Below are 11706 nucleotides of genomic sequence, written 5' to 3'. Positions count from 1 at the left end.
GAGTATTTTTGTAAACTATTTAAGGTCACATAATGATTAAAAAGTTATTTGTTTTATCTGTTTTAGTAGCGTTTGTAGGACTTTCTGCACAAAAAACACATACTGTGGTGAAGGGCGATACGCCGTATAATATTTCAAAGAAATACAATATTTCTGTTGATGAACTTTACAGATTGAACCCAAGCGCCAAAAGTGGTTCTATTTCTATAGGACAAGTTTTAACGGTTAAATCGGCTTCTCAAACAAAAGCCCCTGTTACAGAAAATAAAACAGTAGCGCTAGGAAAAATTATTCTTCAACCGAAGCAAACTATTTACGGGATCACAAAACAGTATAAAATCACTGAAGCTGAACTTCGTAAATTGAATCCTGAGCTTGATGATCACATGAAGATTGGTGATGAAATCACACTTCCGTTAAGCAGCATAAAAAAGTACGGAGGAACTCAGGCTGTAGTGGTTACAGAACAACCAGTAGCGACTCCAAATTCGGGTAATAAAACAAAAATAGATTCTGGTAACGAGAGAAATTCTGCTTCGTTGCAAGAGGAAGAATATGTAACATACACAGTTGAAGCCGGAGATACGGTTTTTTCTATTGTAAATAAATACGGAATCAGTATTGATGAGCTTATTGCTCTAAATCCTGATTTATCAAAAGGTCTTAAAACCGGAATGGTTTTGAAGGTTAAAAAACTGGATCCTGCATATAGCAAAAAAACAGGAGATGCTCTAAATGTTGTGCTGATGTTGCCTTTTGGCTATAGTACAAACGATTCTCAATACAGATCTATGGCTTTAGACTTCCTTACCGGAGCTAAACTGGCGATTGAAAGAAATGCTAGAAACGGACAAAAATTGGATGTGAAAATCGTAGATTCTGGAAACGAAGCATCATTTAGAAATTCTCTTACGCAGTTGAATCCGAATAATACAGATCTTGTTATTGGGCCATTCTTCAAATCGAATGTGATAGATTTATTAGATTTTACAAAAACACAGAAAATCCCTGTTGTGGCGCCTTTTGCCAACTCTGCAGAGTTGCATGGTTACAGTAATTTAATAATTCTAGAAACCAGCGATCAAACCTATGCAGATAAGATTGTGGATGAAGTAAAAGCGGTATATTCTAACCAGAAAATTTACGTAGTTGCAGATGCTAAAAAAGACAATGCGAATTACCTAAAAGCCGGTTTTGAGAAAGCTTTGAAAAATGCAAACGTTGTTATTGTAAATTCGCCATCAGAAATTCAGTTAGATCAAAATATGATGACGGGGCAATCTGCACCGGTAATTGCTGTTCTAGCGAATGATAATGATACAGTAGGAGAAGCATTTTCAAATAAAATAATTTCTCTTTCTAAGGAAGTTCAAGGTTTGAAAGCCTTTAGTATGTATGCTGTTCCTAGTTTTGATAAAAAAGTAGACGAACTAAGCCAAGCAAGTTTGGTGTATTTGATGGATAGAAAAATCAATACAGAAGGAAGCTTTGAAAAAGAAATTTTAGATGCATATAAAGCTAAATACTGCAAAACTCCAGGCAAATATGCCGTAATCGGATTCGATGTAGTAAATGATATGCTTACAAGAGAAAACAAAAAAGGAGAAATCTTTAAACAAATGAATAAAGTACAAACTCAGTTGGCTACCAAATTTGAGTTTGAAAGAGTGAAAGCAAATGGAGCATATATTAATAAAGGCTTCAGAGTAATCAGGCTTGTTCCTTAGTGATAAAGAAAAACTAAACTTAAATTAAATATTCAATTAAATACATGAAAGCACTTGTATTTCCTGGGCAGGGTTCTCAGTTTGTCGGTATGGGAAAAGAACTGTACGATTCCCGTAAAGACATTAAAGATATGATGGAATCTGCCAATGAAATTTTAGGATTCGATATTCTTTCAATTATGTTCCACGGGACAGATGAAGATCTTAAGAAAACTGAAGTTACGCAACCTTCAATTTTTATACATTCTGTCGCAGCTTTGAAAGCCGTAAATGGTTTAGGCGCAGAAATGGTTGCTGGTCACTCTTTAGGAGAATTTTCGGCATTAGTTGCCAACGGAGTTCTATCTTTTGATGATGGTTTGAAATTGGTTTCTGAAAGAGCAAAAGCAATGCAAGCTGCTTGTGATGCAAACCCAAGTTCAATGGCTGCTATTTTAGGTCTTGATGATGCTAAAGTAGAAGAAATTTGTGCTACAATTAGTGGTATTGTAGTTCCTGCCAATTACAACTGTCCTGGTCAGCTTGTGATTTCAGGAGAAACTCCTGCAGTAGAAGAAGCTTGCGTAAAGCTAAAAGAAGCGGGCGCAAAAAGAGCATTATTATTGCCTGTAAACGGAGCATTCCACTCACCATTAATGCAACCAGCGCAAGAAAGATTGGCTTCTGCAATTGAAAATACTAAATTCAGAAAAGCGACCATTCCCGTATACCAAAATATTACGACGACAGCTGTTACAGATCCAGATCAAATTAAAGCAAACCTTATTGCGCAACTTACAGGTCCTGTAAAATGGACGCAATCTGTACAAAATATGATCAAAGACGGAGCTACAAACTTCGTAGAAGTTGGTCCTGGAAAAACGCTTCAAGGATTAATCAAAAAAATTGATAGCGAGGTAACTTCTGCTTCAGCAATTTAATTTTAAAATAATGGGCGAAATTTATTCACCAGGAAAGCTAATGCTTACTTCAGAATATTTCGCTGTAGACGGAGCTCTTGTCTTAGCGGTACCCACCAAACTAGGACAAGAGTTTTTTTTTGAAGAACAGCAAGATGGGAAATCTCTTATTTTCTGGGAAGCTTATCATCAAAATAAACCTTGGCTAAAAGCTGTTATCGATTATAAAACATGGCAGGTTTTAGAAACCAATATTACAACAAGCGCAGAGTTTATTCTTAAAACTCTCAAAAATGTTCAGAATCTTTCTGAAACTAAATTTAAAACCAACGATTCGTATTCCTTAAAAACCAACCTTCAATTTCCTGCAGATTACGGTCTGGGAAGTAGTTCTACATTGATGAACAACCTCGCAGAATGGGCGGAAATTAATCCTTTTCAGCTCAATACATTAAGTTTAGGCGGAAGCGGTTACGATATTGCCGTTGCGCATGCTAAATCTGCAGTGCTGTATCAAAACAAACCAGAGATTCATTTTGAGAAGGTAGATTATAGCCCTTCATTTAAAGACCAGCTTATTTTTATTCATCTCAACCAAAAGCAAGACAGCCGAGAAGGAATTAATCATTACAAGAGTAAAAATAAATCTCAAGAAATGGTGAGTGGTTTTTCCAATCTTACAAAGAAAATTTTAATATGTGATGAATTGGAAAATTTTTCTCAATTAATGATGTTACATGAGCAAAGAATTTCTAAATTTGTTGAGATTCCGACAGTTAAGTCGCTGTATTTCAACGATTGCCCAACTTTTGTGAAAAGTTTAGGAGCTTGGGGTGGAGATTTTGTGATGTCTTCAAAATTTGAGGGGTTTCAGGACTATTTTTCGGGCAAAGGTTTTACCACTATTTTTGAATGGGGTGATTTAATTATTTAAAAATCAGTATTTTATATAAATTATTTTTTATTTGCCAGTTTCGCTTATAGTTTTATATTTAAACCACTTTAATATTAATTTAATATTAAGTAAAAAACAAAAAGAAAATATAAGTAAAATGAAAAACGCCAAAATCATCCAGGATTTAGAAAAATTAGGGATTAAAGGGAATTATCAATTAAGCTACAATCCTTCGTATGAAGAATTGTATCAGGCTGAAGTTTCGTCTGAAAACCAGGGTTTTGAAAAAGCTGAACTCACAGAATCTGGTGCCGTGTCTGTAAAAACAGGAGTTTTTACAGGAAGATCGCCAAAAGACAGGTACATCGTTCAGGATGATATTACGAAAGACACAATTTTTTGGGATGGTAAAGTAAATTTAGCAACTACTCCAGAGATTTTTGATTCTTGTAAAGGATTGGTACTAGATCAACTTTCGACTGCTAAAAAAATCTATGTAGTCGATACGTTCTGCGGAACTAATGCAGATACTAGACTTAAAGTAAGATTTATTGTAGAAGTAGCTTGGCAAGCACATTTCGTTACGAATATGTTTATTCGTCCTTCTCATTTCGAGCTAGAAAATTATGGTGAACCAGATTTTACAGTGATCAACGGTTCAAAAACAACTAATCCTAATTGGGAAGCACAGGGATTAAACTCTGAAAACTTTATCATGTTCAACCTTACAGAGAAACTTCAAATTATTGGAGGTACTTGGTACGGTGGTGAGATGAAAAAGGGAATGTTTGCTATGATGAACTACTACCTTCCGTTAAAAGGAATGGCATCGATGCATTGCTCTGCAAATGTAGGTGAAGATGGTGATGTAGCCTTGTTCTTCGGTCTTTCAGGAACAGGAAAAACTACTTTGTCTGCAGATCCAAAAAGATATTTAATTGGTGATGACGAACACGGTTGGGACAACAATGGTGTTTTCAACTACGAAGGTGGTTGCTATGCAAAAGTAATCGATTTATCTGAAGAGAAAGAGCCAGATATTTATAGAGCTATCAGAAGAGATGCACTTTTGGAGAATGTTGTGGTACATGATGGCGTTTGTGACTACAGCGATGGTTCTGTTACAGAAAATACAAGGGTTTCTTACCCAATTTATCATATCAGTAAAATCGTTTTACCTTCAAAAGCAGGTCACGCGAAGAAGATTGTTTATCTTTCTGCCGATGCGTTTGGAGTTTTGCCACCGGTTTCAATTTTAGATGAAAACCAAGCGCAATACCATTTCCTTTGCGGATATACTTCAAAATTAGCAGGTACAGAAAGAGGGATTACAGAACCAGAACCATCATTCTCTCCAGCTTTTGGTGAAGCTTTCCTTACATTACACCCAACAATGTATTCTAAGACATTAATCGGGAAAATGAAAGAGCACGGTGCAAAAGCGTACTTGGTAAATACAGGTTGGAACGGTACAGGAAAAAGAATTTCTTTGAAAGATACAAGAGCAATTATCGATGCCATCATCGATGGTTCAATTGATAAAGCTGAAACCACAACAGTTCCTATTATGAATCTTGAAATTCCTAAAGCATTACCAAACGTTTCAGAAGGTATTTTGGATCCTCGTGATACATATAGTACTGCTGCAGAATGGGAAGAAAAAGCAAGAGATCTTGCTGCAAAATATATCAAAAACTTCGAGCAGTATTGTGATACTGAAGAAGGCAAAATGCTTATTGCTTCTGGTCCTCAACTTCAGGAACAGACGATTGAGAAATAGTGAAATGAAGCCCCATCGAAAGATGGGGCTTTTTATTTTTTTAGAAATAAATCCGTTTGATCTGCAAAATTTGCGAGAGAAAATAGTATTTATATTGTGGAAAATTCACTTCAAACTCAAAACCGCCAATCGATATCCCTCCATTCCAAAGCCAGACAAAACCGCATCGGTTTGTGAAGCTGTTACAGATTTTTGTCTGAATTCTTCACGTTTGTAAATATTACTGATATGAACTTCCACCTTCGGTTTTTGAATATTTTTCAAACAATCTGAAATCGCATAAGAATAATGCGTAAAAGCTCCCGGATTGATGACCAAGGCATCAAAATTATCCTCCTGAAGTCTGTTGATGATTTCGCCTTCAATATTCGATTGGTAATATTGAATGTCGTGATTCCCAAATTCGGTCTTTAAAGTTTCCAAATAATCTTCCATAGAAACCGTTCCGTAGATTTCTGGTTCACGAGTTCCGAGAAGATTCAAATTGGGGCCGTTTACGATTAAGATTTTCATAAAGTAAAAATAATGATATTTATTATAAATGAATTTACTATCGTTCCAAAATCTTTTCACTAAATTAAAGCTCCATTTCAGAAATTTAAATCATGAAGCAAGATATCGAAAGCAAACTCATCGATAAAAATACAAAACCGACAAGCATGAGAATTCTTGTCTATGATTTTTTAAGCTCTCAAGAAGTAGCGTTGTCTTTATCTGATATTGAAAGTCATTTCGAAAACGCCGACAGAACCACCATTTATCGTACCTTAAAAACCTTTGAAGAAAAAGGAATTGTGCACAGTATTCAAGAAAACACAACAACAAAATATAAGCTTTGCCACGATGAATGTGATGAAAAAACACACAAAGATTGGCATCTTCACTTTTATTGTAAAATCTGTAAAAAGACTACTTGCAGAGAAGATATTTCTTTTCCTGAAAATCTGCAGACTCATTTTAGGATTGATGAAATAAGGCTTTTTGCCAAAGGAATTTGTGAAAATTGCTTGGAAAGTTTGCAATAGTATTGCATCAATTTTGCGTTTAATTTTGAATAAAAATTCAAGCTATGGAAGAATGTTGCAGTTCAAAACCTAAAAAAGAACAGTACCACAATCACGAAGGTCACGATCACGACCATTCTCATGATACTCACGACCAATCTATTTTCCGGATGTTTCTTCCGGCGATTATTTCTTTTGTTTTGTTGTTGGTGGGAATTTCTTTAGACCATTTTATAGCAAATGAATGGTTTCATCGTTGGATTCGCTTGCTATTTTATGCCATTGCATATATTCCTGTAGGAGTTCCTGTTTTGAAAGAAGCTTGGGTAAGTATGACCAAAGGAGATATTTTTTCTGAATTTTTCTTGATGGGAATTGCCACCGTCGGAGCATTTGCCATTGGCGAATATCCGGAAGGTGTTGCAGTAATGCTTTTTTATTCAGTAGGCGAAGTCTTTCAGGCTATGGCGGTTACAAAAGCGAAAAAGAATATAAAATCTCTTTTAGACCAACGTCCCGATGAAGTTACTATTTTAAAAGATGGAAAACCAGTTTTGGTAAAAGCAAAATCGGTTGAAATTGGAGAAATGATTCAGTTGAAATCTGGCGAAAAGTTAGGTTTAGATGGAGAATTGTTGAGTGAGAAAGCCTCTTTTAATACAGCTGCTCTTACTGGAGAAAGTAAACCCGATACCAAAATAAAAGGTGAGAAAGTTTTAGCGGGAATGATTAATTTAAACTCAATTTCTGAGGTAAAAGTTACCGCATCATATAAAGACAGCAAATTGAGCAAGATTTTAGAATTGGTACAAAATGCTACCGCTCAAAAAGCGCCAACTGAGTTATTCATCAGAAAATTTGCTAAAATTTACACTCCAATTGTTGTGTTTTTAGCCCTCGGAATTACGTTTTTACCTTACTTTTTTGTAGAAGATTATGTATTTAAAACTTGGCTGTATCGAGCATTAATTTTCCTTGTAATTTCTTGTCCTTGTGCTTTGGTGATTTCCATTCCGCTTGGATATTTTGGCGGAATTGGAGCCGGAAGCAGAAACGGAATTTTGATCAAAGGAAGTAATTTTTTAGACATACTTGCCGATGTTCAGAATGTGGTGATGGATAAAACCGGTACGATGACGGAAGGTGTTTTTAAAGTTCAGGAAGTTAGTTTCAATAAAGATTTTGATAAAGATGAAATTTTAAAATGGATTAATGCTTTAGAAAGCAAAACTACGCACCCCATTGCAACGGCAATTCATGATTTTGTGGGAGAAATAGACCATTCTATTTCATTAGAAAACATTGAAGAAATTCCCGGAAAAGGTTTAAAAGCGGAAATAAACGGAAAGCAATTATTAGTTGGGAATATTAAATTGATGAAGCATTTCAATATTTCTTACAACAAAAACATCGAAGATGTGGTGTATACATTAATTGCGGTTTCTTACGACCAAAAATTTGTTGGCTATCTTACGATTGCAGATTCTATTAAATCGGATGCTAAAGAAACAATTCAAAAACTAAAATCACTCCATGTAAAAACCACCATGTTGAGCGGCGACAAATCATCCGTCGTAAAATATGTTGCAGAAAATTTAGCGATTGAAAATGCTTTTGGAGATTTACTTCCCGAAGATAAAGTAGCAAAAGTAAAAGAAATTAAAGCCAAAAATCAATCCGTTGCTTTTGTGGGAGACGGTATTAATGATGCTCCAGTCGTAGCTTTAAGCGATGTTGGAATTGCGATGGGAGGTTTAGGAAGCGATGCAACCATCGAAACGGCGGATGTTGTTATTCAAGACGACCAACCGATAAAAATTCCGATGGCAATTAATATTGGAAAGCAAACGAAAAAAATAGTTTGGCAAAATATTATTCTCGCTTTTGGAGTAAAAGCAGTTGTCTTGATTCTTGGAGCAGGAGGTTTAGCAACCATGTGGGAAGCGGTTTTTGCTGATGTAGGAGTAGCTTTGTTGGCGATTTTAAATGCAGTGAGAATTCAAAGAATGAAGTTTTGAAAAGCAGGAAGAATGAAGTTTGGAGAGGGAAGTTTACCACACTTTGCATAATTTTTCGAAATTAATATCAATAGGAGCGGACTTTAGTCCGCTCTCTTTGTTTCAAAATTTTTTGGCTTTAGCCAAAACTTATTTCCCACAGATCACGCAGATTTTCCCAGATGATAGTGTTTATATAGAAAACTTAATTCGTACGATTTGTTGTTTTTATGTAATACTTTTAAAAAATCTGTGTAAATCCGTGTAATCTGTGGGAAGCAATACCAACTGATATTCATCATAAATTAACCTCCAACTGAAATTTGTGTCATATATTTGTACTAAAGAATTTTTACACTTGAAGTTTTTCATTTCATTTTTTATTGTTTTTACCATCGCGATTCGCCCAGTTTTGCCGATGATTAATTACGCCATAAATTATGATTACATCGTTAAAAACCTTTGTGAGAAAAAAGATGTAAGAGATTCTACCTGTAAAGGAAAATGTTTCGTTAGCAAAGAAATTGAAAAAACAGAGAAGCAATGCAACAGCTCAAAGTTGGTGAAAATTGTAAGTGTAGACGTTTTTTTAGCTAAAGAAATACTGTTTTGTTCTAAAGATAATGGGCTTTCCATTCAAAATGAAGGCTTAAAATCAGATTATATCAATCTATTTTCTTCTGAATATTTTTCCAGAATATTCCATCCTCCGTTGGTTTAAATTTTTCTTAAACTAAATCTTTATGTGATTTAAAATCAGTAGATTGTCTTGTTTTTTAACTTGATGATGAGTTTGGTTTTAATAAAAAACTGTAACCATTTTATTATATGAATGGTTGGTTTTTAACGGGTTACTACATTTAATTAATTTCAATTGAGATAAAATGAAATCAAAACTTTTTTTAACAGCATTATTGTCTGTTTCATTATTGGCGTGCGCGCAAGAAACTCCAAAAGTAAAGCATAAAAAGAAAAATACAACGGCTAAAACAACCACACAAAAAGTGAAATTTGCAAACGCAATAGACCCTATTTGCGAAATGCCAACGGAAAGCGATATGAAAAATACGGCACTTTACAAAGGGAAAACCTACGGTTTTTGCAGTTCGTATTGTAGAGACGAATTCAAAAAAAATCCTGAAAAATATGTCAAAAACTAAATCGCAGAATTCTTCCAAAAGAAAAATAATTCTTCCAATTGTAGTTATTATTCTTTTGTTCTTGGGAATTGGTTTTGGGATGAGCTACTTTAAAAACAATCTTTTTACGGTAATGAAAGTGCCTGATTTTGAACTGACGGATCAGAATAACAAAAAAATTAACAATAAAGATATGTTAGGAAAAGTATATCTCGTTGAGTTTTTCTTCAGTACTTGTCCTACAATTTGTCCGGTCATGAATACCAATATGAGAGCGATTGAGGACGAAATTAATGACCCCAATTTTGGAATTATTTCGATTAGTATCGACCCACAAAATGATACTCCTGAAATATTAAAACAGCACGCCAAAAGAATTGGGGTGAAATCTCCGAATTGGCATTTCTTGACAGGAAACCGCGCATATATCGGGAAATTAGCAGATGAATTTGATATTTACGTGGGAAATCAAGAAGACGAAAGCGAAAATCTTAACCACAGCGGAATGATTGCTTTGGTCGATAAAGAGGGAAACATTCGTTGCCGATTTGATGCGAATAATAAACCGATTCTTTATTATTCTGGACTCAATTACGAAGATAAAGAAGGAACCAATCCTAAACTCAACGGAAAATATCATCCCGACAGAGAATATCTAATTGAAGACATTAAAAAATTATTGAAATAACAATAGAAGTTAGAAGTTAAAAGCTGGAATTTTTGCAGTCTGTTATTTACTTCCGTCTTCACGCTTCAAACTTCCATCAGAAATAATTAAAAATTATGAAAATTTATAAAATCGCTGCTATCACAGCAGTTTTCGCAGCACAATTTGCTTTTGCGCAGTTCAAACAAACACCTCTTCCTTATGCATATAATGCGCTAGAAGGCAATATAGATGCACAAACGATGGAGATTCATTATTCAAAACATGCAGCAGGATATGCAAATAATTTAAACAAAGCCATTGCGGGAACTCCACAAGAAAAGCAAAATTTAGTAGAAATTTTATCGCAGGTTTCTACGGTAAGTCCGGCTATCAGAAACAATGCAGGAGGTCATTTCAACCACGAGTTGTTTTGGACGGTTCTTACTCCTGAAAAAAATACACAACCTTCAGAAAAATTAGCCAAAGCAATTAACGAAACATTTGGAAGCATGCAAGCTTTCAAAGAAAAGATGAGCAAAGCGGGAGCAGACCGTTTTGGTTCAGGTTGGGCGTGGCTTTCTGTTGATAAAAACGGAAAATTGTTTGTTTCTTCAACACCAAATCAAGACAATCCTTTAATGGATGTTGTGGAAGAAAAAGGTACTCCTATTTTCGGAATTGATGTTTGGGAACATGCCTATTATTTAAAATATCAAAACAAAAGAGCAGATTATCTTACGGCTATTTGGAACGTTACAAACTGGAAAGAAATCAGCAGACGTTACGAAGAAGCAACCAAAGCCAAAAAAGGAAAATTTGACGATTGGACAGCCATGAAAAGCTTCAATACAGTAATGGCGCAAACATTTCATCCTGCGGAAGAAGGAAATTTACAGCCTATCAAAACCAGAATTGGTGAATTGGTTGCAAGCGCAAAAGCTTTACAAACTTCTCCAATTCCAGCAGAATTCAACAGAAAAGGTGTAAAAGAATTAATCTCAAAACTATCAAAAGACAGCCAAAGTTTAGAGAAGCAAATCAAAAAGAAAGATTCTGATGCAAACATCACAAAATCTTTAAGCGATTTGCACGATACTTTCCACGCCGTAATCGGTTTGTGTACTGCAGAAGACCATTAAAATACCAATCCTGCAGGGATTTTTCCCTGCAGTTTTTTTCTATATGAATTACGTTGTCGCCATTTTTCTTACCTTTTTTACGGTGTTCAGACCATTGATGCCGTGGGTAGATTATGCCGTAAACTATCGTTACATTAGCGAAGAACTTTGCATCAACAAAAAAGTAAAAACGTTCGATTGTAAAGGAAAATGCTACATCGCCAAAGAATTGGTGAAATCTTCCCATAACGACGCAACCAATTCATCCAAAACAAAAAATACAGGGCAGAAATTACTCGATATTTACGTTCTTCCCGACATTACCGCTCTACATACCGCTTGCCTTTCAATAGCGTCCCATTCTGGGTTTTTGTATGAGAAAGTGTACACTTTTCTCTTTTTAAAAACGATTTTCAGACCACCGGTTTTTTAGATTTTATATTTCTTTTTGGGCGATTCCCTCTCCGAAGCTTTTCCTGCAACTCGGGTCGGCCTGTA

Annotated in this window: 11 protein-coding genes and 1 pseudogene; 11 read left to right on the top strand and 1 reads right to left on the bottom strand. The window is 35.2% G+C overall.

Annotated features, from left to right (window positions below):
• Nucleotides 1-32 precede the first annotated feature (32 nt).
• From AC2A1D_RS14735 to pckA, 4 genes are all read left to right on the top strand, one after another.
• The gene (locus AC2A1D_RS14735) at nt 33-1727 is read left to right on the top strand and encodes an amino acid ABC transporter substrate-binding protein (RefSeq protein WP_484044332.1); all 1695 of its coding nucleotides are present in this window, start codon (nt 33-35) and stop codon (nt 1725-1727) included.
• A 44-nt stretch (nt 1728-1771) separates the two neighbouring features.
• Nucleotides 1772-2647 (top strand): ACP S-malonyltransferase, encoded by an 876-nt coding sequence (gene fabD / locus AC2A1D_RS14730; protein ID WP_484044331.1) that lies wholly within the window; start codon nt 1772-1774, stop codon nt 2645-2647.
• Nucleotides 2648-2657: 10 nt separating this feature from the next.
• The gene (locus AC2A1D_RS14725) at nt 2658-3560 is read left to right on the top strand and encodes a GYDIA family GHMP kinase (RefSeq protein ID WP_484044330.1); all 903 of its coding nucleotides are present in this window, start codon (nt 2658-2660) and stop codon (nt 3558-3560) included.
• Nucleotides 3561-3678: 118 nt separating this feature from the next.
• A complete protein-coding gene (pckA, locus tag AC2A1D_RS14720; protein ID WP_484044329.1) occupies nt 3679-5301 on the top strand; it encodes a phosphoenolpyruvate carboxykinase (ATP) in 1623 nt (540 codons plus the stop codon).
• A 105-nt stretch (nt 5302-5406) separates the two neighbouring features.
• Here the strand turns inward: pckA and AC2A1D_RS14715 are convergent, their stop codons facing one another.
• On the bottom strand, nt 5407-5814 hold the full coding sequence (locus AC2A1D_RS14715) for a type II 3-dehydroquinate dehydratase (protein ID WP_484044328.1): 408 nt from the start codon (nt 5812-5814) through the stop codon (nt 5407-5409).
• A 92-nt stretch (nt 5815-5906) separates the two neighbouring features.
• Between AC2A1D_RS14715 and AC2A1D_RS14710 the strand changes: the two genes are divergently transcribed.
• The 7 genes and pseudogenes from AC2A1D_RS14710 (at nt 5907) to AC2A1D_RS14680 (ending at nt 11641) form a co-directional block, all read left to right on the top strand.
• The gene (locus AC2A1D_RS14710; protein WP_484044327.1) at nt 5907-6326 is read left to right on the top strand and encodes a Fur family transcriptional regulator; all 420 of its coding nucleotides are present in this window, start codon (nt 5907-5909) and stop codon (nt 6324-6326) included.
• A 44-nt stretch (nt 6327-6370) separates the two neighbouring features.
• Nucleotides 6371-8323, top strand: coding sequence for a heavy metal translocating P-type ATPase (locus AC2A1D_RS14705; protein WP_484044326.1), 1953 nt, complete (start codon nt 6371-6373; stop codon nt 8321-8323).
• A gap of 337 nt (nt 8324-8660) precedes the next feature.
• Entirely contained in the window at nt 8661-9023 is a 363-nt protein-coding gene (locus AC2A1D_RS14700; RefSeq protein ID WP_484044325.1) for a hypothetical protein, read from the top strand.
• A gap of 163 nt (nt 9024-9186) precedes the next feature.
• The gene (locus AC2A1D_RS14695) at nt 9187-9462 is read left to right on the top strand and encodes a YHS domain-containing protein (protein WP_484044324.1); all 276 of its coding nucleotides are present in this window, start codon (nt 9187-9189) and stop codon (nt 9460-9462) included.
• Entirely contained in the window at nt 9440-10129 is a 690-nt protein-coding gene (locus AC2A1D_RS14690) for an SCO family protein (RefSeq protein WP_484044421.1), read from the top strand. The genes AC2A1D_RS14695 and AC2A1D_RS14690 overlap by 23 nt, the downstream gene beginning before the upstream one ends.
• 95 nt (nt 10130-10224) lie before the next feature.
• Nucleotides 10225-10896, top strand: a pseudogene (locus AC2A1D_RS14685) (superoxide dismutase); the annotation flags it as partial.
• A gap of 376 nt (nt 10897-11272) precedes the next feature.
• A complete protein-coding gene (locus AC2A1D_RS14680) occupies nt 11273-11641 on the top strand; it encodes a hypothetical protein (protein WP_484044323.1) in 369 nt (122 codons plus the stop codon).
• The last annotated feature ends 65 nt before the right edge of the window (nt 11642-11706 follow it).

It is taken from the genome of Chryseobacterium sp. HNCC26DJ239 (assembly GCF_057180445.1).
Note: the sequence above shows the minus strand (reverse complement) of the source record. Positions and strands in the feature narration are given on the sequence as shown.